The organism is Burkholderia sp. PAMC 26561 (assembly GCF_001557535.2).
Taxonomy (GTDB): domain Bacteria; phylum Pseudomonadota; class Gammaproteobacteria; order Burkholderiales; family Burkholderiaceae; genus Caballeronia.
The window spans coordinates 1,584,098-1,604,839 of record NZ_CP014315.1 but is presented as its reverse complement, the minus strand read 5'-3'; the positions used below and the strand labels follow the sequence as shown (position 1 = coordinate 1,604,839).

Below are 20,742 nucleotides of genomic sequence, written 5' to 3'. Positions count from 1 at the left end.
CCGTCCACTACTGCCCGCCCGATGCCTGATCGTCCGGCGCGGCGTGATGCAGTTCAGGCTCGGCCATCGAGAACCCTTCCGCGCTCACCGGCTGCGCAGTCCTTCGGATCTTTGCGACGTCTGCCGCCGTCGCCTTGCCGCCTGAATTTCCCCAGCTCGTCTGCACGAACGACACCACGTCCGCTATTTGCTGGTCGTTGAGCACATCGGCATACGGCGCCATGGTCATCCTCGAAGGCGCGGTTCGCGTGGCTGGCATCGCGCCGCCCGAGAGCACGATGTGTATCGCCGACATCGGGTTCGATGTCTGCAGCACGGCGTTGCCCGCCAGCGCCGGAAATGCCTTGCCATTGCCCTTGCCGTTCGACTTGTGGCATCCCGCACACCGGTCGAGGTAAATCTGCGCGCCGGGCATGGGCGGCACTTCGCCCGCATACAGCACGCGCGAGATCGCGGGGTCGTACGCGTAGGCTTTCGCCTGCGTCCTGCGCGCGGGCATCGACTTCAAATACCGGGCGATGCTCTCGAGATCCTGGCCGGTCATGTACTGCGTCGAATCGACTATGACATCGTTCATGGCGCCGAAAGATGCCGTCATGGGCGTGCGGCCGCTGCGCAGGAACTCGACAATATCCGCTTCGCTCCAGTCCGCCAGGCCGCCGCCGTGTTCGTTGCGCAGCGACGGCGCAATCCATCCGTCGATGGCGCCGCCGCCCGCAAGATAGATTGAAGAGTCGTTGCCGGTCAGCGCTTTTTCCTGCAAGCCGACGCCGCGCGGCGTGTGGCAACTGCCGCAATGACCCAGCCCTTCCACCAGATACGCCCCGCGTGCAACGGAGACGCTGTCGCTCGCGGTGTCGGCGTAGGGCGCGGGCGTGGGTGCAAACGCGGCGCGCCAGATCTTCAGTGGCCATCGCATGGAAAGCGGCCAGGGAATATCGTTCTTGCGATTGGCCTGCTCGACGGGTGCAACGCCATGCTGAAAGTAGGCGTAGAGCGCGTGCATGTCGGTATCGTTCACGCGTGAATACGACGGATACGGCATTGCCGGATAAACGGCGTACCCGGACTTCGTCTCGCCGTGACGCATCAGCGCGGCAAAATCGTCGTAGCTCCATGTACCGATACCAGTCTTCGCATCCGGCGTGATGTTGGTCGAATAGATCTTGCCGAGCGGCGTCTGGATCGGCAGACCGCCGGCAAACGGCTTGCCGTTATGCCCGGTATGGCACGCGATGCAGTCGCCTGCATGCGCCAGATACTCGCCGCGCGCAACCTGCTGCTGATCGGCAGTGAGAGGCGCGGCTTGCGCCGCATGTGCCGCGAAAGAGAAGGAAACAGCAAGCGCGAGCCCGCTCAAAACCCGGGTGAATGATGTCATCGTGTTCGCCTCAGGCATCGACCAGCGGACGCGGGTCTTTCAGATATTGTTCGCGGATCGCCTTCGCCGACCAGTAGGCAAGCGCTGTCGCGAGTCCCGTCGGGTTATAGCCGATACCCACAGGAAACACGCCCGAGCCTACCGCAAAGACGTTGTGCACGTCCCAGCTCTGCAGGTAGCGGTTCAGCACACTCGTGTTGCGGTCGGTTCCCATCGCGACGCCGCCTGCCCAGTGCGTGGTCTGGTACGGACGCAGGTCGAGGTGATCGCCGATGTTCATCACGCTCGTCTGGATGGACTTGGGGTTCATCGCGTGGGCGACTTTCTGCATCTGACCGGTGACGTACTGGCTCATGCGGATATCGTTTTCTTTCCAGTCGAAGGTGAAGCGCAACAGCGGCTGGCCGAAGCTGTCGGTGTAGGTCGGGTCGAGATCGAGATAGTTGTCGGCGTAGACCATGTTCGCGCCGTGAACATCGAACGAGACGGTATTGGTGTAGTTGTCCTTCACCGCCGTCTTCCATTGCGCGCCCCACTTGGGCGTGCCGGTCGGAACAGGAATGCCGGAGATCGGCTTTACGCCGGCCGGGTTGCACCAGACGGGCGCGCCGCCCACGAAGCCGAGCGGACCATGATCGAAGTTGTCGGCATTGAAATCGTCCAATGCCACGCCGTTGCCACCGGCACCAATAAACCCGTTCGTGTTCTTTCCTGGCCCGAAGAACATGCGCACGGTGGACATCGTCTGATAGGCGACGTTCTTGCCGACTGCGCCCTGGCCTGTTTTCGGGTCATAGGGCTTGCCTATGCCCGAGAGCAGGAACAGCCGCGCGTTGTTGTACGCGAACGTGCTGGCAATCACGAGCGCTGCGGGCTGCTCGACGGTATTGCCCTTGATGTCCACATATGTCACGCCCGTCGCTTTCTTTTTGCTGCTGTCCAGGTTGATGCGCAGCACGTTGCAGTTCGATCGCAATTCGAACAGCGGCACCTGTTTCAGCGCAGGCAGGATGTTGACGTTCGGCGATGCCTTCGAGTAGTTGTAGCAGGCGAAGCCCGAACAGAAACCGCAGAAGTTGCACGGACCCATCTGGCAGCCATACTGGTTCGTGTAGGGTTGCGCGACATTCGCGGATGGTTCCTGAAACGGATGAAAACCCACTTCACGCGCGGCGAGTTCGAACAGGTGCGCAGTGTACGGCGTCTTTTGCGGCGGCAGCGGGAAGTTGTCCGAGCGGTTTGCTTCGAACGGATTACCCACGCCGTTCGCAACAATCTGACCTTTCACGCGATACGCCTGGCCCGACGTTCCCATCATCTTTTCGACGAAATCGAAGTGCGGTTCCAGCTCTTCGTAAGTTACGCCGAAGTCCTGCAGCGTCATGCCGTTTGGCACGAACTTGCGGCCGTACTTTTCCTCGTAGTGCGACTTGAGACGAAGTTCTTCCGGATACACGCGCCAATGCTGGCCGGACCAGTGCAGGCCCGCGCCGCCCACGCCTTCACCCGGTTTGAAGGCGCCAATCTGCCGATACGGCAACGCGGTGTCGTTCAGGGAATGGCGGAAAGTGAAGCTCGTCTTCGACATGTCCTGGAACAGCTTCCAGCGCTGCAAATAGGTCAGCTCATCGAGCGTCTTCGGATACGCGCCGTCCGGGTAGGTGTCGCGATACGCGCCACGCTCCAGTGCAACCACGTGCAGGCCGGCTTCGGTCAGTTCCTTCGCCATGATGGCGCCGGTCCAGCCGAAGCCGACGATCACGGCGTCCACGGGCTTCATCTTTAAATCGGCCATGCAATGTGTCCTTGTTTGTCAGCATCTGCGCTTATGGAACCGGTTCCAAAACCGGGCAACGATCAGGCGCCCCGTTCAGCCGATTGAAACCGGCGGCAGCGGATAACGCTTGCCGTATTGTTCGACCCAGTCGATGTAATCGCCGCGTGCGCCCGGGAAATTGATCATTCGCCACGCGTCCATGTGCTTGTTGCCGCCGTGCTTCGGATCGCAGAAATAGCCTTCGTGCGTGTTCTGCAGCAACTGCGCGAAGAAGTCGGCGGGCGGGACGTCGCCGATTGCCAGCTTGCCGTGTTCGAGTTCGCCGATGAGCGCATCTTTGCCGGCATCGTCGAGATCGTTGAAAGGCTTGTTGCGCCTGGCGATGACCGCCTTGTCGAAACCGGCGAGCGCCGAACGGTACAGCGTGCGCGGCGAGAATTCGAGCTGGTAGCCCATCAGCGGCGATGTGTCTCTTACGAACGGGCCGCGCATGTACCAGAGCGCCCCGAAGCCATACGGCTGGTTCATCTGCAAGTCGATGAACTCGGCCACGCCGGCCTCGACCGCGCCCGGGCCTTGCGCGTCGGCGGGAATCAGCCGGTCAACCAGCGCATTGAGCGTGGTCCATTCCTGGGCGGTGAAGTAGGCCGGCTTGTAAGGTTGGGCGTCGGCCGCCTTCACGAGCGTGGAACCGGCCACACCTGTTCCAACCGCGACGGCGGCGGGCGCCATGGCAAGTGCATCGCGGAGAAACGCGCGCCGGGCAGGGGAGCTGCCGATGGTTTTCATTATCGAGTATCCAGAATGGCGAGCGGTCTTCAAGGGGTGGGATTATGACTGGCCACTTTGAAAGGCGCGCCGAAGCCGCCCGATAAACACCTTTGCAAGAATTGCAAATATACAAGCAAACGTAAGATTCAAGTAATCATTGCGGAGGCTGGTGCTTGGCGGTTCCTAAGATGATTCCGGTGGCCGATCGCGAGCAGAGAACAAACTTGACACTTACCCGTGATATTTGTTAATAATAATCATTTGCATTTGAGCTAGGGCTGGCTGGCGCGCCCGAGTGTGGTCACGGACCCCGTGACCACGGTTTGCAGCTTCGACGGCAAACAGCGCAACTGCGGCCTGGAACCCGCGACCTGCGGCGACGTGCTGAGCGGCCTGCGCCTGATGGCAAGCGTGACGTTCCACGACGCGGACGGCGTGCCGAAACGCGCGATCAACTTCGGCGTTGGCTGGGACCTGCCGTGGGTACCGGGCCTGAGCCTGAACGGGCGGGTCATCACCACCTCTTCGCCGCAATTCGATGCGGCCAACCGCATCGAGGTAACCGGCTGGACGCGCACGGATGTCGGCGCGCGTTATCGGACGCGGATTGCGGGGAAGTCCGTGGTCTAGCGTGCCAACGTCGAGAACGTGTTCATCGATAACTACTGGCTCGTGAGCGGCACGTATGCAACGGTGGCCGCGCCGCGCACGTTGCTGTTGTCGGCGCAGATCGACTTTCAATGGCTCCAGCATGACAACGCAAGACACTGCAAGCAAATGAACATCGTCATCACTCGATTCGCTCGCGTGGGGCCGCTGGTGTCGCGCATCGTATGCGCCATCTTCGGCGGCTACGCGCTCGCTGCACTGACAAGCGTGGCGACCCTTGCATTGCCGATCAGCAAACCGCAAGCGGTCCTGACGGGCATGCTTGCCAGCTTTATCGTGTATGTCTGCGCTGTGATCTGGGTGTTCGCGGTGCGCAGCGCCTTGCGTGCGTGGACCGGATGTCTGGTCGTGGCGCTGCCGTTGTTGTGTGCAGCCTGGACCGTGTGGTCGGGAGGGCATGTCTGATGAAGGCATCTTCCAACCCGAAGCCGCAGGCCCGCGGCATCCGCCAGAGCATGTCCGACCTGCATACATGGGCGGGCTTGCTTGTCGGCTGGATTCTCTACGCAATGTTCCTTACCGGCACGGTCAGCTACTTCAAGGAAGAAATAACGCAATGGATGCGGCCTGAAGTTGCGCACCGGACAGCGCCGCCCGACGCCGCGCTGACGGCCGAGCGCGTAGCCACGACGCTCGGTACGCTGGCCGCAGGGAGCGCGCAGTGGAGTTTCGATCTGCACAATGAACGAAGCAGCGTGATTGGTTCGTTCTGGCGCACGCCGGGTATTGCGACCGGCAAACGTGCGTTCCAGGAAGCGAGCTTCGACGTTGACACCGGCCAGAAAGTGACGGCGCGCGACACGCTCGGCGGCGACTTTTTTTATCGGTTCCACTTCCAGTTTTATTACATGCCTGCGTTATGGGGACGGTGGATCGCGGGCTTCTGCGCGATGTTCATGCTGGTCGCCATCATTAGCGGCGTGATCACGCACAAGAAGATCTTTGTCGACTTCTTTACGTTCCGATGGGGCAAGGGCCAACGTTCATGGCTCGATGCGCATAACGCGCTGTCGGTCTTCGGGCTGCCGTTCCACCTGATGATCACTTACACCGGCCTCGTCACCCTGATGGCGATGTACATGCCGTTCGGGTCCCAGGCCGCGTTCAGGACGCCGGCAGAGAGCCAGCAGATGACAACGCAGTTGAGCGCCTTCATCCAGCCGGGCAAGCCGAGCGGGCAGAAAGCGCCGCTTGCGCCAGTCGGCCCGATGGTGCGTGAAGCCGAGGCCCGCTGGGGACGCGGCAATGCCGGGCGCGTGACGATCACCCATCCCGGCGATAGCGCGGCGCGCGTTGCCGTTTCGCGCGGGGACGCAGCACGTGTTTCCATGAGCCCGCAATATCTGTTGTTCGACGGCGCGACCGGCAAGCTGATCGAAGTGAAAGGCGGCGTCGGCGCGGCGGCGGAAACGCGCGGCGTGCTGTATGCGTTGCACCTCGGCCGGTTCAGCGGCTTGCAGTTGCGCTGGCTGTACTTCATCGTGAGTCTTGCCGGCACGGCGATGGTAGGCACCGGCCTCGTCATGTGGACGGTCAAACGGCGTCAAAAGCTGCCCGATCCTGCGCGGCCTTATTTCGGCTTCTGGCTCGTCGAGCGTTTGAATATTGCGAGCATCGCGGGGCTTTCCATCGCGATGACGGGGTTCCTGTGGGCCAACCGGCTGCTGCCCGTGGCAATGCCCGAGCGCCCGAAAGCAGAGATCAACCTGTTCTTCACGATATGGGCGGCAACCTTGCTGTACACGCTTGCACGGCCTGCAAAGCGCGCCTGGATTGAATTGCTGTGGTTCGCGGCCGGCTTGCTGGCGTTCTTGCCCTTGCTCAATGCGCTCACCACGCAACGGCCGTTGTGGCGTTCCATCGCGCAAGGTGACTGGGTGTTCGTGGGCTTCGATCTGATGATGTGGGCTTTCGCGGCGCTGCATGCGGCGCTGGCGGTCCGCACGGGGCGTCATCGGCCACGTGTGAAGGCTGTGGCAAGAAGCGCGGCCGGACGCCGGGTTGCAGTGCGGGAAGCAGAAGAGGAGAGCACGTGATGCATGGATTGGCTTTGATCATTTGCGTACTGTCCTTTGCGTTTCTCGCCCTTGCCATGGAGCGGCATCAGGACACGGTATTCGGACGGAAATTGCGCGAAGGTCAGTCGCGCGGGTTCTGGATCGCAGGTTGGTGCGGGATTTTGCTGGCGCTCAGGCTCGTAGTCGGCGACGAAGGGTGGGCGATGGGACTCGTCAGTTTCAGCGGTTGCACGAGTCTCGCGGCCGGAATCGTTTATGGCGCGCTGATCCTGCGGGGCAGGCGGAGTGCACACGGTTAATAACGTTTGCCGGTCGCGCCAGGCAGTATTCGATGCAGCGTCCAGCGCAGCGCGTCCGGCTTTCGCACGCAACGTTGAATTGGGCGGCGAATAAGTCTTGCCGGATCAGGAGACTGGCCAAGCGAAACTCCGCCCAGCAAACTGGGACGCAGTTCACTCTGGAATGCAAGAAGTCAGTCGCGTGCCGTGAGCTCTCACCCTTTCTGCGAAATCCGCAAGACATGGGTTCCAGTCGTGCAGATCATCGTTGTGATTTTGCGGAGACGCCTTGAGACTCAAAGCGCTCCTCCATGCGAGTAATCGCGTGCCCCAGAAACTCCTGGAACATGCCCATGGCTGTCGTCGTGGTCAGGTCTGATCGCTGATAAAGGCAACTGAACGACTTGGCTCCCGCATCCGAGAGCGGAGTCCACACGAGTCGTCCCTGTTCGACGTCTTCCGCCACGTTCTCGGCAATCAGGAAGCCGATACCCAGGCCATTGGCCACCAGACGCCGAACCATCGAGACCGAACTGGTCTCGACGAGCGGGCGCGCCTTTCTCTGCTCCCGATGATCGATCTGATCGACCATTGCGCGCAATTCCGTGTCGGGTGTCATCAGGATCAGGGGATAGTCGAGACAGTCGCGCAACCGAAGCCGCCTGTCCAGCTCGCACAACGGATGACCGGGCGCTGCGACCAGCCCCAGACGCTGAGCGAACGCCCGCACTTCGACTACGCCTGGCGGCGGCTTGCGGCGCAGGCCATAGCCAATGTCAGCCTCGCCCGTCTCGACCCACTTCAGGATGCTCTCGCCATTGCCGGAGCGCACGCTGAAGGTGATCCCGGGATAACTCTTGATGGCCGCCTCGATGGCCTCCGGGACCATGTGTTCGGCCGAGGAAGGCGACACCGCGAGGTTGATATGACCGCGGCGCAGCGAGCGAAGATCTTCTATCTGCGTCATGGCGTTGTCGAAGTCACGTTGCCCGCGTCGTACGGCCGCGATCACGATCTCGCCGGCCGTGGTCAATTTCATGCCACGCGGCAGCCGGTCGAACAGCGGCGTGCCGACCTGTTCTTCAAGATTCATGATTTGCTGGTGCACGGCGGCCGCCGTCAAATGCAGCGCCTGAGCAGCTTTTCGGATGGAACCGCGGCGGACGACTTCGTCGAAGCATCGGAATGTCTGTGATATTGAGCGCATGGATCGGGTGTATGTTTTTTCCGAACGGGCCGTAAAGAATAATCATATTTTCCTGACGGCCAGTATCCCCTACATTGGGCTCCGTCATCAAAGGAGTTCAACGTGTCAACGTCCGTAGACCAGATTACCCAGCGACGCCGCGGCGTCGGTCTCATCGCCCATGATCCCGCGCTATCGGCGCATGGCTATACCCTGATCGCGCCGCAAACGGGCGGGGGTCATGTCTATCTCATCGATATGCAAGGTGAGGTCGTGCATCAATGGAAGATGCCCGTGCGCCCCGGACGTCACGCTGTGATCCTGCCTAACGGCAACCTCGGCTACAACGGCAGCCATGCACATTCGCCCGATCGCTATGCGCCCTGGTCGATGTGGCACGGCGGCGATTTCTCCGAAGTCACACCGCAGGGCGAAGTGGTCTGGCGTTACGAAGATCCCGCGCATCACCACGACGCGCAATGGCTTCCCAATGGCCACCTCCTGTATTCGGCCTGCGCGCCAGTTCCACCCGGCTTCGCTGGGCGAGTACCCGGTGGCACGGCACACGGACCTGACGAAGTCATGTATGGCGACGTCATCCGCGAAGTGAATCGTGCGGGTGAACTCGTATGGGAATGGAAAGCCTGGGAACATTTGAATCCCGAGGACTTCCCGATCGCCCCGGGCTTCGGCCGATACCACTGGCCGCTCGTGAACGGCATCGGTGTCAACGCACAGGGCCAGGTGCTCATGAGCTTGCGGACGACCTCCGGCATCATCGCAGTGGACAAGCAGACGGGCGCGCTCGCCATGCATATTCCGCCCAGCGTGGTGTCGCACCAGCACGCGCCGGTGGCGCTGCCGAACGGCAACATCCTCACCTTCGATAACGGCAACTTTCGCACTGGCGCGCACGTCGCGTTCTCGCGCGTGCTCGAGATCGATCCCTCGAACAACGCGGTCGTGTGGTCCTACGCTGACGACGTGGTGAACGTGTTCTACAGCCCGTTCATGGGCAACGCGCAGCGCCTGCCCAACGGCAATACGCACGTGACGGAGTCCGCGACAGGCCGCCTGTTCGAGGTCACGCCCGCAGGCGAAGTGGTTTGGGAATACATCATTCCGTGGTTCGATCAATACCCCGATGAAGCCGCACGCAAGACCGGTCCCGGCCAGTTGAACAGCGTGTTCCAGACCCTCCGGTACGGCCGCGAGCAATTGCCCTGGCTACCGGCCTGAACCATGCCCACGCGCCTGACTTCCGGAGGGGCCATGAGTCCTGATCCAGCAAGAGATCCCGTCGATGCACGCCTGCCCGCATGGCAACTCGTGCTGTTCGGCTTACAACATGTTTTATCGATGGCGGCATCGCCGATCACGGCCGTTTTCCTCGTCGCCAGGATGCTGTCGCTGCCCGCTGAACTCACGGTCCAGTTGATCGGTGCGACATTTCTTGCTTGCGGCATCGGCACGTTGCTGCAGTCGTTCGGCTGGGCGGCCATTGGCGCGCGACTCCCGTTCGTGATGGTTCCGGGCGGCGCGCCGGTGATGCTGTTCGCCCTCGTCGCGAGGCAGACCGACCTGCAGACCGCCGCCGGGTCGGTGATCCTCACGAGCCTGTTCTACTGGATCATCCTGCCGGTGTTCGCGCGTTGCCTGCGCTTTTTTCCTCGCGTGGTGATCGGCGCCATGTTGCTGCTGGTGTCGGTGAGCCTGATCAAGATCTATGCGGGCGTGATCGTCGGACAGCCCGGCACTCCGACATTCGCGCAGCCGCAGGCGCTCGGACTTGCGCTCCTGACCATTGCCTCCACGCTTCTGATTGCGCGTGCCCTGAAAGGAGCGGCGGGGCGGCTTGCGGTGCTGCTGGGCCTCGTCATCGGCGCGTTGGCAAGCTGGGCATTGGGCTACATGCCGCTCGCCACTGTCATGCAGGGTCCCGTTTTCACGCACCCGGTGCTGTTCCCGTTCGGCACGCCGCATTTCGATGTGATCGCCGCCCTGCCCATGCTGATTTTCAGCGTGATATCGATGGCCGAAGCAACGGCGCAGACGGTCGCAGTCGGCGAGATCACGGGCAGGGTCATCGATGCTTCGCGCGACGTTCCCCGCACCATTCGCGGCGACGCCGTGGCTTCACTGATCGGTGCGTTGCTCGGCACGTCGCTCATCATCACGAGCGCCGAAAACATTGGCGTGGTGCAGACGACCGGCGTGCGTTCACGCTATGTCACGGCTACCGCCGGCGTTATGTTGATCGTGATCGCACTGTTCGCGCCGCTCGCACGGCTTGCTTATTCGATCCCCGCGCCAGTGGTCGGGGGCACGGCTTTGATCGTCTTCGCGATGATCGGTGTCATGGGCATCAAGATGCTTGGACAGGTCGACCTGAATGCGCGCAGCAATCAGTACACGCTCGCCGTGGCGTTGATCGTCGGCCTGCTGCCGATACTGGTCCCCAATCTCTACGCCCGCTTTCCCGCGAACCTGCAACTCGTGCTCAGCAACGGCATGGCGGCAGGGACGGTGGCGGCGATCATCGTCAATCTTGTCTTTACTGCTGTGTGGGCGCGGCCCGGGAAAAAGATTCAGACAACCTGAACCCGCGCCGTTCCTTTCCCTTCCTTTCCTTCCACGCTTTTCCTCTCTTCCAATGAAAATTGCATCCGTCGTGTGCGCGGCCGGGGTCGCGTCTGCTGTCGCGCTCTCTGCGCCTTCAAGTGTTCATGCGCAAAGCAGCGTGACGTTGTACGGAAGTCTCGATGCGGGACTTGGCTATGTCAGCAACCTCCACGGGTCCCGGGCTTTTATCGCCGAGCAGGGCACATTGCAAGCCGACCGGTTCGGATTTCAAGGCGTTGAAGATCTCGGCGGCGGCCGCTCGGCGCTGTTCCGACTCGAAGGCGGATTCGTCACCACCACGGGCGCGGCCGCGAGCGCCGGCACTTTGTTCAACCGGCAGGCCTATGTGGGCCTCTCCGATCCCCGGTTTGGCACGGCCACATTGGGGCGGCAGACCGACTGGAATTTCGACTGGCTGGGCTCGGTATCCACAGGACAGTTGCTTGGGGATTTTTCCGCGTTTCATCCGGGCAACCTCGATGGTCTCGGCAGCACGTTGCCCGTGCAGCTATCGAGCACGGTCAAATGGAAAAGTTCGAACTACAGCGGCTTGACGTTCGGTGCGCTCTACGGATTTCCTGGCGCAACGGGCAGCAATACCAACGGCCGGACGATCAGCTTTGGCAGCAATTACACGAATGGACCGGTGAAGCTCGTCGCAGTGTATTCGGAATATCGGGACCGCTTGCTGCCGCTCGCCGGCGGCCTCGGACTGAGCACATTCGAAGGTCAGGCCCTGGCCGCGGGCGCGACGTTCAACGCCCGGCAGGTCCGCGATGCGGGCATTGGCGGGTCGTACCGGTTCGAACGCGTGACGGTGCACGCGCTGGCCACGGATCTGCGTATCACGTCGGCCCGCACGGAACACTTTCGTACTTTCGATGGCGGCGCGAACCTGCGCCTGACGCCATCGGAAGAAGTATCGGCGGGCGCTTGGACGGCGACGCTCGAAGGGCACCGCTGGACCCAGTTCACGGTCGCCAACGTCTATTCGCTCTCCAAATCGACGCAGCTTTATGCGGACCTGATGTTCGAGACCGCGGGCGGCGGCGCGGTGGCGGATACGTTGGGGATCGGCGCGTCGTCGGGTGGCCGGCAGACGGTCTTGCTTACCGGGATTCATCATCTCTTCTGAGTCATGCACCAACAGGGCCCGTAGCTGCAAATCGGTCCTTGTGTGCGCAGTTGCTCCCGCCACTGCCAAGGGGCCAACGCTGCGCCACCGAAATAAAATGTTGCGATGCAGCATGTATCGGCCTATGCTGGATCAACGTAACGAGATGAGCAACGGCAATTGGCGTCGGCGACGGCCGGCCCGCAGTCGGCCCGTCGATAGCACTCACAGATCGTGAAGGAGCTTGGCTGATTAACTGGCTGTTTTGACCGCTTTGATACCGGGCTGGCCGCCAATCCGGCAAAAACGACGCCGAAACCAGAAGTCAAGAACGAAAGTTCGTGCCCACGCCTCGGACGACCGGATTATTTTCGGTTAGCAGCCCTTTCAGTACTGCGGCATCGCTCCAGGCAATTCCCTTCGCACCATCAGGCACATTTCTGACATATCAAATTTGCGATCTGACACGGTCCTTTATTTATTGATTGGGATCATTATCAGGTATCCCTCTCGGACGTCTTATTCTGGAGCGCTTCATGACTTCTTCCACCCTTTCACCGGCGCTCGGCGAGCTTTCGGCGAACTGGTTACGCCTCTTCACTGAAACCTGCGAAATGCTCACTGCGACGACGGAAGTCGTCAAAGTCCGCACCACTCGTCTTGTCATGGCCGGGCCGCTGCCCAACGAGCGCGACCGGACCGAATTCAGCCTGATGAGCCGGGAAAAAAGCGAGGCGGCGAACGAATCGCTTCAGGCAATGGGTTCGGGGTTCATAGGCTTGAGCATGGGACTGGCGATGGCAACCAGCAAGCACATCTGGGCCACGTCGGCCGCCGCCGCGGACCTGGCTTCGAGCCGGTCAGCCGCGCAATTTCTCGAACGCCAGGCAGCGCTTGTAAAGGTCGCAGCAGCCTCTCCAGCCAACCCTTTGCAGTTGGCAAGTTCCGCGACGCGCGTGGTGCAGGAAAGCCTCGCACCCATTCACGGCCGTGCAACAGCAAATGCCAAACGGCTGGGTGCGCTTTGATAGCCGCCGTGCTGACGCCGCCCTCTCTTCGGCAAGAAGACCGGGCGGCGCGCAGCCACAAAGCCCAGGCACCGGCGAAGATCACTTCTACATTGCACGGCGTGTCTGAAACGATGCTATGGACGCTTTACGATCGGGCGTCCGAAGCACGTCGCGACGACGGCATTCTTGTCGACCCTGACAGCGTCCGTATCTGCGATGCGATCGACTACGATTTCATCGGCCATTTCGGCGAACCCGTCGGTGCATTTGCGGCGCGTGCGGCAGAGATCGACCAGCTCCTGAAGCGATGGCTCGAACGTCATCCCGACGGCTTGATCATATCCTTGGGCGAAGGGCTGGAAACGCAGGCTCGCCGCGTGGACAACGGGCGGATGCGCTGGCTGACGGTCGATCTTCCTGCTGCCATCGAACTGCGCGAGCATTTTCTTCCATCGTCCACGCGCTTCGATCACATTACCGCGAGCGTGTTCGAGCCAGGATGGATCGACGGGATCGAATCCGGCCCCGATGTTTTCATCGTCGTTCAAGGCCTCTTCATGTATCTCAAACCCGAAACCGTGAGACGTCTGTTCATACAGATCGTGGAGCGTTTTCCGGGTGCTGAAATTGCGTTCGACATCATTCCGCGATGGTTTTCCCAGTTGACCCTGTGGGGCTTCATGCAGACGCCGCGCTATCGCCTGCCGCCCATGCCTTGGGGTATCGATAGTAACGAGATTGCGGGTCGCCTGCGCAACTGGTCGTCATCCATCGCTGCCATGAACGTGCTCGAGTACAGGATCCCGCGTGGCTGGCCGAAGGTGACCGAGGACCTTTTTCGCATGAATCCGCTGACAAGATGTCACTTGCCGTGCCTGGTCCATTTGAAGGTTCGCGAGCAGTAGTGACCGCGCCGCGCAGTTCAATGCCGCGCGCACGAAGGAAAGCGCCTGACACAGACATAACGCAATTCCAAGGCTGGGAAGCATCACGGCAACGATCATAAAATCCACCCCTTCTTCGAGCCCCGCGTCATGAAAGACAAGATTGTCACCGCTGATGAAGCGATCGAGTTGATCCGCGATGGGGACGCTGTATGCTGCTCCGGCTTTGTCGGAATCGGTACTCCGGACGAGTTGATCATGGCGCTGGAAAGACGGTTCACGGGCTCGGGTTCGCCGCGCGATCTCACGCTCGTATTTGCCGCCGCGCCGGGGGACGGCAAGGATCAGGGCCTGAACCGGGTTGCACTGCCGGGGCTCATAAAACGCGCCATTGGTGGACACTGGGCGCTGTTGCCGAAGCTCGCGAAGATGGCGACCGACGATGCGATCGAGGCATACAACCTTCCGCTCGGAACGATCTCGCATTTGTATCGGGACATCGCCGCTCATCGGGCTGGCACGCTGACTCAGGTGGGACTGGGCACGTTCGTCGATCCCCGCCAGGGTGGCGGAAAGATCAACGCGAGAACGACCGAGGAACTGGTCAGCACCATCGAAATCGATGGCAAGACGTGGCTTTTCTACAAGGTCTTTCCCATCAACGTGACCCTGATCCGAGGCACCACGGCAGACCCCGAAGGCAACGTCACGATGGAGCGCGAGGCGCTCGTGCTCGACGCGATGGAGGCGGCAATGGCCGCCCATAACTCGAACGGACTCGTAATCGTCCAGGTGGAAAGGATCGCTGCGAGCGGGACGCTCGATCCTCGTGCAGTCGTCGTTCCCGGAATCTTCGTTGACCGTGTCGTGGTCGCAATCAACGGCGCTCACGCGCAGACTTACGGCACGGCGTACAGCCCTGCTTTCTCCGGCGAAATGAAGGTGCCGTCGGGCGCAACGGAAAGCGCGGTGCTCGACGAGCGAAAGGTGATCGCACGTCGATGCGCCTTCGAGCTCCCCTTGGGTAGCGTCATCAACCTGGGTATTGGCGTCCCTGAAGTCGTAGGAGCCGTCGCCGCGGAAGAGCAACTGCTGAGCCACCTGACGTTGACCGCTGAACCCGGTGTGATCGGCGGCGCGCCCCAGGGCGGCTTGAATTTCGGCGCGGCAATCAATATCGATGCCCTGCTGCACCAGAACCAGCAGTTCGATTTCTACGATGGCGGAGGGCTGGACCTCGCGTGTCTCGGCATGGCGGAGATCGACCGGTGTGGAAACGTCAACGTCAGCCGCTTCGGGCCGCGCCTGGCCGGTGCCGGCGGATTCATCAACATCAGTCAGAACGCGCGGCGCGTGGTGTTCGCGGGAACGTTCACGGCCGGCGGACTCGAAGTCGCAGTCGAGGATGGACGTCTGCGTATCGTGTCGGAAGGGTCGAAGAGGAAACTCGTCGAGTCGGTCGAGCAGATCACGTTCAACGGGTCTCTCGCGGCCGAACGCGGCCAGCCTGTGACGTATGTGACTGAGCGGTGCGTCTTCCAGCGCGTGTCCGAAGGACTTGAACTGACCGAAATTGCACCCGGCATCGATATGGAGCGCGACATTCTTGCCCACATGGACTTCATGCCTATAGTGCGCAACGTGCGTTCGATGGACCCCCGTATTTTCCTGCCGCAACTCATGGGGCTCGCAACGGTGCTCCTCGATCGGCAAATGAGCGAGCGGCTCAGCTATGACGTCGGGCGCAACACGCTCTTTGCGAACTTCGAGGGCATGGGCGTCCGCTCGACCAGCGACGTGGAAAGTGTGCGGCGCGTGCTCGAGGCATTCTGCGATGGAATCGCCCATAAGGTTTCACTGATAGTCAACTACGACGGATTCCGTCTGGATGATCCGGTTGCCGATACGTACTTCGCAATGGTCAGGCGTTTGCAGCTCAAGTACTACAGCTCGGCGACCCGTTTCTCCGCCAGTGCATTCATGCGCGTGAAACTGGGCGCCGCTTTTTGTGAAGTCGATGCGGAATCGCACGTATGCGAAACGCATGCGCAAGCCGCAAGCCATGTGGCGAGCCAACTCGAAGATGAAGTAGGGCGCCCGCTACGCTGAGTCTTGCTTCCAGCGTCAGGGACATTCAATGCGCAATCCCGCATCTTTTGGCATTCTGAATGCGCTGGCAGGGACAGTCCGCTGCAATACGCGGCGATTAGCCGTGATTGAAAGAGTCAAGGAGATTACGTATGAAAGCATCAGATCTGTTCGTCAAGGCGCTGGAGAACGAGGGCGTCGATCGCATTTTCGCGGTGCCGGGCGAAGAAAATCTCGACGTCGTCGAGTCGCTGCGACGCTCGAACATCGAGTTGATCGTCACCCGCCATGAGCAGTCGGCGGCATTCATGGCGGCCACCCACGGCCGCCTGACGGGAAGGCCGGGTGTCTGCATGGCAACCCTCGGTCCCGGCGCGCTGAATCTGGTCACAGGTGCAGCCTACGCCCATCTCGGCGCCATGCCGATGGTGCTTATCACCGGGCAAAAGGCCATCATGACAGCGCACCAGGCGCGCTTTCAGATAGTCGACATAGTCGCAACCATGAAGCCGCTGACGAAGGCGTCGCGGCAAATAGTCAGCGGGAGCAGCATCCCGAGCGTGGTGCGCGAAGCGTTCCGCCTCGCCGCGGAAGAGCGGCCCGGTCCGGTCCACCTCGAGTTGCCCGAAGACGTGGCCGCCCAAGAAGTAAGCGACGACGTGGCGCTTGTTCCGCCGCATCCGGTCGAGCTTCCGGTCGCGCAAGAGGCTGCCATCGAACGGGCCGCGGCCATGCTGATGAAGGCCGAGCGTCCGCTTGTCATGTTCGGCGCCGCGAGCAACCGTCCCCGGCTCGCGGGCCAGTTGACCGAATTCATTCGACGTACCGGCATCCCGTTTTTCAACACCCAGATGGGCAAGGGTACCGTGGCCGCAGTTGGCCATGACGAAGCCAGCGAACTCTGGATGGGAACCGCGGCGCTCAGCGAACGCGACTATCTTCACGAGGCAATAGACCGTGCTGACCTGATCCTGGCGATCGGCCATGACACGGTCGAAAAGCCGCCGTTCATCATGGGCCCGGACGGACCCAAGGTCGTTCATGTGAGCTACACGCCGGCCCACGTCGAACAAGTGTTCTTCCCCCATGCGGAAGTGGTAGGTGATCTTGGCCTGAGTCTCGCGCGACTTGCCGATCACGTTCAGGGCAAGCTTCCGAACGCAGCGGCGCTGGCGCCGTTGCGCGAGGGCATCCTGAAGCGGACGATGGACCGCGCGGGGGAATCGCGCTTTCCGCTGACGCCGCAGCGCATCGTCCATGACGTACGCGAAGTCATGCCGGCCGACGGCATCGTCGCGCTCGATAACGGCATGTACAAGATCTGGTTTGCGCGCTGCTACCGGACCCGCAGCGCCAACACGCTGCTGCTCGACAACGCGTTGGCAACGATGGGCGCGGGTTTGCCGTCGGCCATGATGGCCGCGCTGCTTTACCCGGCGCGGCGTGTGATGGCGGTGTGCGGCGACGGCGGTTTCATGATGAACTCGCAGGAACTCGAGACCGCCGTGCGGCTGAAGCTCAACTTGGTTGTGCTGATCATTCAGGACGATGCCTACGGAATGATCCGGTGGAAACAGGCCGTAGACAACTTCACGGATTGGGGTCTCACGTTCGGCAACCCCGACTTCGTCAAGTACGCCGATGCCTACGGCGCAAAAGGACGGCGCGTCGAATCAGCCGAAGCACTGGCACCGACGCTGGAAGACGCGTTCCGCGAAGGCGGTGTGCAACTGGTCATTGTTCCGGTCGACTATTCGGAGAACAGCCGCGTACTCGTGGATGAACTCAAGAACCGTGTCAGGGAGGTCGCGCAATGAAGATCAAGGCCGCTGTCCTGCAAGCAATGGGCGCAACGCCGCCTTACGCGGTCTCGCGCCCCTTGCGTATTGAAGAGATCGACCTGGCGCCCCCCGGCGCCGATGAAGTCCTGATCAAGATTGCGGCCGCCGGCCTGTGCCATTCGGACCTCTCCGTCATCAACGGCGACCGTCCTCGTCCAATGCCGATGGCGCTCGGTCACGAGGCCTCCGGCGTCGTAGAGGAACTGGGGGCGGGCGTGACGGATCTCCAGGTGGGCGATCACGTCGTCGTGGTGTTCGTGCCGAGCTGTGGCCACTGTGCGCCCTGCGCCGAAGGACGTCCTGCATTATGCGAACCGGGCGCCGCAGCAAACGGCGCAGGCACCTTGCTGTCCGGCGCGCGCCGCCTAACGCGAGGCGGCGACGCCTTGAACCATCATCTCGGGTGCTCGGTGTTTGCCGAATATGCGACCGTGTCGCGCCGTTCCGTCGTCAAGATAGATCCCGGTGTTCCGCTGGAGGAGGCTGCGCTGTTCGGGTGTGCTGTGCTCACGGGTGTCGGCGCGGTGGTCAACACGGCCCAGGTCAGGGCCGGTGCATCGGTTGCCGTGGTGGGCCTCGGTGGCGTGGGGCTCGCGGCACTCATTGGCGCGCAGGCGGCGGGGGCCCGGCAGATCATCGCAATCGATTTGTCCGATGACAAGCTGGAGCAGGCGCTCGCCTTGGGCGCCACGCACACGGTCAACGCCGCTCGGGCCGATGCATCCGAGCACATCCGGGCGCTGAGTCATGGCGGCGTCGAATTCGCTTTTGAGTTCGCCGGCTCGATCCACGCGCTTGACCTGGCTTACCGTATTACACGACGCGGCGGTTCGACCGTGACAGCGGGACTGCCTCCGTCAACCGCACTCTGGCCGCTTCCCGCAGTCAGCCTTGTTGCGGAAGAGCGCACCCTCAAAGGGAGCTATATCGGCACGTGCGTGCCTTCGCGCGACATTCCGCGTTACATCGATCTCTATGTGCAAGGTCGTCTGCCCGTGAACAAGCTGCTTACCGGCCGCCTCAAGCTCGACGAGATCAATCGTGGCTTCGACTTGCTGCATGAGGGCAAGGCGATTCGCCAAGTGGTGGTATTCGAGTGATCAGGGGACAGCGACGCCTTGGGTAATTCGACCTAAGTCCGAGGCAGTGGAGTCACGAATGGTGTTCGAGGTCCAGTTGGGATGAAAGGTAGACGCCAGATCACACATCATGAGAGCCGCGCACTGGGTTTCACTCGTCGGGCTAGGATATCGACGAGCCAAAGAAGACTGCCGTGCCATGGACCATGAAGCCGCGCCTGGAACGTCCGGTACAGCATTGCGTGCCCTAACTGTGCGATGCGCCCCCGAATGAAGCCACCCTTGAAGAAGCCGAAACGACCAAGCGAGCCGTAAGCATCGAAACCTCCAAGGGAAACGAGAGACCCGAAGTCATGATATGAAGCCGCTGGCGCCTGGCTGCCTGCAATCAGTTTTGGAAGATTGCGGCACATATATACGGCTTGCTGATGGGCGGCCTGCGCTGTTGTCGGAACCGCATTGTCATGGCCAGGCAGTTGCGGACTGGCACAGTCACCGACAGCGTAGATGTGCGGATCGTCCACGCTGCGCAGCGTGGGCCCGACCACCAGTTGCCCCGAGCGGGTTCGTTTCACGTCGCCCATGTTGTTCAAGAGATCGGGTGCTTTGACACCGGCCGCCCACACCTTGAGAACGGCCGGAATCGTTTCACCATCGACGAGATGGAAGCCGTTTTCGTCCACAGACGCCACGCGTGCGCTCACGCGCACCGTGACACCAAGTTCCGAGAGCTTGCGGTGGGCTGCATCGGCCACGCGTTGGGGGGAACGGCCCAAGAAGGCGAGGGCCGGATTCGATCAGCAGGACTTTGAGATGGCTCGACGCGCCGCGTGCGCCGTATTCTTCCGCAACGGCCGCGATCCGGATCAGTTCGGCAGCCAGTTCTACGCCGGTTGCCCCGCCACCGACTATCCCGATGGTCAGCAGCGTATTCGACACGACCGCCTGGATCAGCCGAAGCCGCAGTTCGTCATTGAAGGCGATGGCCTCAGACCGCGAATCGATGGTCGAGCAATGGTCTTTCACGCCGGGCGTACCGAAGTCGTTCGCACGGCTCCCGACCGCCAGCAGCAACGTGTCATAGGCGACAACGCGCGCGGGCACGACTTCGATCTCTCCATGGCGGAGCGGTCCAATATGGATCTCGCGCCGCGCGCGGTCGACGCTGGTTGCACACCCGGGCTGATAGGTGAACCCATGAGTGCGCGCCTGGGCGGCGAACGCTGTCTCTTGCGCGCCGGCGTCGGAGGTCCCGGCCGCAATCATGTGTAGCATCGGCTTCCAGACGTAAGCCGGTTCCTTGTCTATCAGCGAAATCTGCAACGAGCCGTTGCCTGCTGTGTTTCCTGCGAGGTGGGTCGCGATGTCGAGCCCGGCAACGCCTCCGCCTACGATAACTAATCTGTGCGGTTGCTGATTTGTTCGCTGTGTCGATTCCATGCCCATCACGTCCGCATAGTCGGGACGCAACCTGAAGCAAGCAGCGGTCCTGCGCCACTCGATGGTCCTGGCCTCGATCGCTTCTGGTACGACGCATGTTCCCATGCGCTGCATATTCGGTGCGCCGGAAATGCCATGCCGGGAGCATTGCTTGCTGTCATGCAATGGTGCAAACCGCTCCCCGGTGGAGGAGGATTCAATGACAGATCAACATCGTTCCAGCACGCAGACAGACAAGCATGGACAACCGCCCGACGGCGACGCCGACGAAACCTTCAAGACGTTCAAGGATCTGGTCAACATGACGCCCGCTCAGATCGAGAAGTGGCTGCAAACCGATGAGTCCCGCGACGTCGGCCAGAAATCCGGCGGAAACGAATCGGTCGGTCATCAATCAGGCCGGCACATCATCGCCATTCTCGGCAAGAAGAAGGCCGACCTGTCGGAGGCGGATTATGCGCACATGCGCAAGGTTATCGGCTACATAAAACGACATCTCGCCCAACGTCCTAACGATGTCGAGCACTCGAACTGGCGCTATTCGCTGATGAATTGGGGCCATGATCCTGTGAAGTGACGTGCCG

The 20,742-nt window shown here is 61.5% G+C and carries 19 protein-coding genes; 13 read left to right on the top strand and 6 right to left on the bottom strand.

All coding sequences use genetic code 11. The features are described from left to right. Positions 1–7: 7 nt before the first annotated feature. The 3 genes from AXG89_RS41860 to AXG89_RS41850 form a co-directional block, all read right to left on the bottom strand. Positions 8–1,381 carry a c-type cytochrome gene (locus AXG89_RS41860; protein WP_083637786.1) on the bottom strand — a complete coding sequence of 458 codons (1,374 nt, stop codon included), beginning with the start codon at positions 1,379–1,381 and terminating at the stop codon, positions 8–10. Positions 1,382–1,391: 10 nt separating this feature from the next. After that, complete coding sequence (locus AXG89_RS41855) at positions 1,392–3,176, bottom strand: GMC family oxidoreductase (protein WP_075358000.1); 1,785 nt, start codon at positions 3,174–3,176, stop codon at positions 1,392–1,394. Between the two features lie 75 nt (positions 3,177–3,251). Beyond that, on the bottom strand, positions 3,252–3,947 hold the full coding sequence (locus tag AXG89_RS41850; protein ID WP_119024863.1) for a gluconate 2-dehydrogenase subunit 3 family protein: 696 nt from the start codon (positions 3,945–3,947) through the stop codon (positions 3,252–3,254). A 279-nt stretch (positions 3,948–4,226) separates the two neighbouring features. Between AXG89_RS41850 and AXG89_RS41845 the strand changes: the two genes are divergently transcribed. The 4 genes from AXG89_RS41845 (at position 4,227) to AXG89_RS41830 (ending at position 6,915) form a co-directional block, all read left to right on the top strand. Continuing rightward, positions 4,227–4,559 carry a hypothetical protein gene (locus AXG89_RS41845; RefSeq protein ID WP_119024862.1) on the top strand — a complete coding sequence of 111 codons (333 nt, stop codon included), beginning with the start codon at positions 4,227–4,229 and terminating at the stop codon, positions 4,557–4,559. 147 nt (positions 4,560–4,706) lie between these two features. Next, a complete protein-coding gene (locus AXG89_RS41840) occupies positions 4,707–5,003 on the top strand; it encodes a DUF3649 domain-containing protein (protein ID WP_075358163.1) in 297 nt (98 codons plus the stop codon). Further along, entirely contained in the window at positions 5,003–6,634 is a 1,632-nt protein-coding gene (locus AXG89_RS41835) for a PepSY-associated TM helix domain-containing protein (protein ID WP_075357997.1), read from the top strand. Before AXG89_RS41840 ends, AXG89_RS41835 begins: the two co-directional genes overlap by 1 nt. Then, the gene (locus tag AXG89_RS41830) at positions 6,634–6,915 is read left to right on the top strand and encodes a DUF3325 domain-containing protein (RefSeq protein ID WP_083637727.1); all 282 of its coding nucleotides are present in this window, start codon (positions 6,634–6,636) and stop codon (positions 6,913–6,915) included. Before AXG89_RS41835 ends, AXG89_RS41830 begins: the two co-directional genes overlap by 1 nt. 241 nt (positions 6,916–7,156) lie before the next feature. Here AXG89_RS41830 and AXG89_RS41825 read toward each other — a convergent pair whose 3' ends face one another. Further along, entirely contained in the window at positions 7,157–8,101 is a 945-nt protein-coding gene (locus AXG89_RS41825) for a LysR family transcriptional regulator (RefSeq protein WP_119024861.1), read from the bottom strand. A gap of 102 nt (positions 8,102–8,203) precedes the next feature. Here AXG89_RS41825 and AXG89_RS41820 point away from each other — a divergent pair, with 102 nt between their 5' ends. From AXG89_RS41820 to AXG89_RS41785, 8 genes are all read left to right on the top strand, one after another. Next, on the top strand, positions 8,204–9,319 hold the full coding sequence (locus AXG89_RS41820) for an aryl-sulfate sulfotransferase (protein WP_075357995.1): 1,116 nt from the start codon (positions 8,204–8,206) through the stop codon (positions 9,317–9,319). Positions 9,320–9,352: 33 nt separating this feature from the next. Continuing rightward, positions 9,353–10,681 carry a uracil-xanthine permease family protein gene (locus AXG89_RS41815; RefSeq protein WP_062002318.1) on the top strand — a complete coding sequence of 443 codons (1,329 nt, stop codon included), beginning with the start codon at positions 9,353–9,355 and terminating at the stop codon, positions 10,679–10,681. 52 nt (positions 10,682–10,733) lie between these two features. Next, positions 10,734–11,837, top strand: a complete 1,104-nt coding sequence (locus tag AXG89_RS41810) for a porin (RefSeq protein WP_075357994.1) — start codon at positions 10,734–10,736, stop codon at positions 11,835–11,837. A gap of 515 nt (positions 11,838–12,352) precedes the next feature. Then, complete coding sequence (locus AXG89_RS41805) at positions 12,353–12,844, top strand: polyhydroxyalkanoate granule-associated phasin (protein ID WP_236873657.1); 492 nt, start codon at positions 12,353–12,355, stop codon at positions 12,842–12,844. 8 nt (positions 12,845–12,852) lie between these two features. After that, complete coding sequence (locus tag AXG89_RS41800) at positions 12,853–13,731, top strand: class I SAM-dependent methyltransferase (RefSeq protein ID WP_236873656.1); 879 nt, start codon at positions 12,853–12,855, stop codon at positions 13,729–13,731. Between the two features lie 129 nt (positions 13,732–13,860). After that, the gene (locus AXG89_RS41795) at positions 13,861–15,819 is read left to right on the top strand and encodes an acyl CoA:acetate/3-ketoacid CoA transferase (RefSeq protein WP_119024860.1); all 1,959 of its coding nucleotides are present in this window, start codon (positions 13,861–13,863) and stop codon (positions 15,817–15,819) included. Between the two features lie 131 nt (positions 15,820–15,950). Beyond that, on the top strand, positions 15,951–17,615 hold the full coding sequence (locus AXG89_RS41790; RefSeq protein ID WP_062001572.1) for an acetolactate synthase large subunit: 1,665 nt from the start codon (positions 15,951–15,953) through the stop codon (positions 17,613–17,615). After that, a complete protein-coding gene (locus tag AXG89_RS41785) occupies positions 17,612–18,739 on the top strand; it encodes a zinc-dependent alcohol dehydrogenase family protein (protein ID WP_075357357.1) in 1,128 nt (375 codons plus the stop codon). The genes AXG89_RS41790 and AXG89_RS41785 overlap by 4 nt, the downstream gene beginning before the upstream one ends. Positions 18,740–18,846: 107 nt before the next feature. On the opposite strand, the gene AXG89_RS44130 is transcribed toward AXG89_RS41785, so the two are convergent. Then, positions 18,847–19,428 (bottom strand): NAD(P)/FAD-dependent oxidoreductase, encoded by a 582-nt coding sequence (locus AXG89_RS44130; RefSeq protein ID WP_250645757.1) that lies wholly within the window; start codon positions 19,426–19,428, stop codon positions 18,847–18,849. Further along, a complete protein-coding gene (locus AXG89_RS44125) occupies positions 19,367–20,263 on the bottom strand; it encodes an NAD(P)/FAD-dependent oxidoreductase (protein ID WP_250645756.1) in 897 nt (298 codons plus the stop codon). The genes AXG89_RS44130 and AXG89_RS44125 overlap by 62 nt, the downstream gene beginning before the upstream one ends. A gap of 94 nt (positions 20,264–20,357) precedes the next feature. Here AXG89_RS44125 and AXG89_RS41775 point away from each other — a divergent pair, with 94 nt between their 5' ends. Next, positions 20,358–20,735, top strand: a complete 378-nt coding sequence (locus AXG89_RS41775) for a DUF3140 domain-containing protein (protein WP_075357358.1) — start codon at positions 20,358–20,360, stop codon at positions 20,733–20,735. Positions 20,736–20,742 lie beyond the last annotated feature (7 nt).

Excerpts from the sequence above, each read along its gene's own strand:
- AXG89_RS41860 (WP_083637786.1), bottom strand. The coding sequence starts at position 1,381 with ATGACATCATTCACCCGGGTTTTGAGCGGGCTCGCGCTTGCTGTTTCC.
- AXG89_RS41855 (WP_075358000.1), bottom strand. The coding sequence starts at position 3,176 with ATGGCCGATTTAAAGATGAAGCCCGTGGACGCCGTGATCGTCGGCTTC.
- AXG89_RS41850 (WP_119024863.1), bottom strand. The coding sequence starts at position 3,947 with ATGAAAACCATCGGCAGCTCCCCTGCCCGGCGCGCGTTTCTCCGCGAT.
- AXG89_RS41840 (WP_075358163.1), top strand. The coding sequence starts at position 4,707 with ATGAACATCGTCATCACTCGATTCGCTCGCGTGGGGCCGCTGGTGTCG.
- AXG89_RS41835 (WP_075357997.1), top strand. The coding sequence starts at position 5,003 with ATGAAGGCATCTTCCAACCCGAAGCCGCAGGCCCGCGGCATCCGCCAG.
- AXG89_RS41830 (WP_083637727.1), top strand. The coding sequence starts at position 6,634 with ATGCATGGATTGGCTTTGATCATTTGCGTACTGTCCTTTGCGTTTCTC.
- AXG89_RS41825 (WP_119024861.1), bottom strand. The coding sequence starts at position 8,101 with ATGCGCTCAATATCACAGACATTCCGATGCTTCGACGAAGTCGTCCGC.
- AXG89_RS41815 (WP_062002318.1), top strand. The coding sequence starts at position 9,353 with ATGAGTCCTGATCCAGCAAGAGATCCCGTCGATGCACGCCTGCCCGCA.
- AXG89_RS41810 (WP_075357994.1), top strand. The coding sequence starts at position 10,734 with ATGAAAATTGCATCCGTCGTGTGCGCGGCCGGGGTCGCGTCTGCTGTC.
- AXG89_RS41805 (WP_236873657.1), top strand. The coding sequence starts at position 12,353 with ATGACTTCTTCCACCCTTTCACCGGCGCTCGGCGAGCTTTCGGCGAAC.
- AXG89_RS41795 (WP_119024860.1), top strand. The coding sequence starts at position 13,861 with ATGAAAGACAAGATTGTCACCGCTGATGAAGCGATCGAGTTGATCCGC.
- AXG89_RS41790 (WP_062001572.1), top strand. The coding sequence starts at position 15,951 with ATGAAAGCATCAGATCTGTTCGTCAAGGCGCTGGAGAACGAGGGCGTC.
- AXG89_RS41785 (WP_075357357.1), top strand. The coding sequence starts at position 17,612 with ATGAAGATCAAGGCCGCTGTCCTGCAAGCAATGGGCGCAACGCCGCCT.
- AXG89_RS44125 (WP_250645756.1), bottom strand. The coding sequence starts at position 20,263 with ATGGGAACATGCGTCGTACCAGAAGCGATCGAGGCCAGGACCATCGAG.
- AXG89_RS41775 (WP_075357358.1), top strand. The coding sequence starts at position 20,358 with ATGACAGATCAACATCGTTCCAGCACGCAGACAGACAAGCATGGACAA.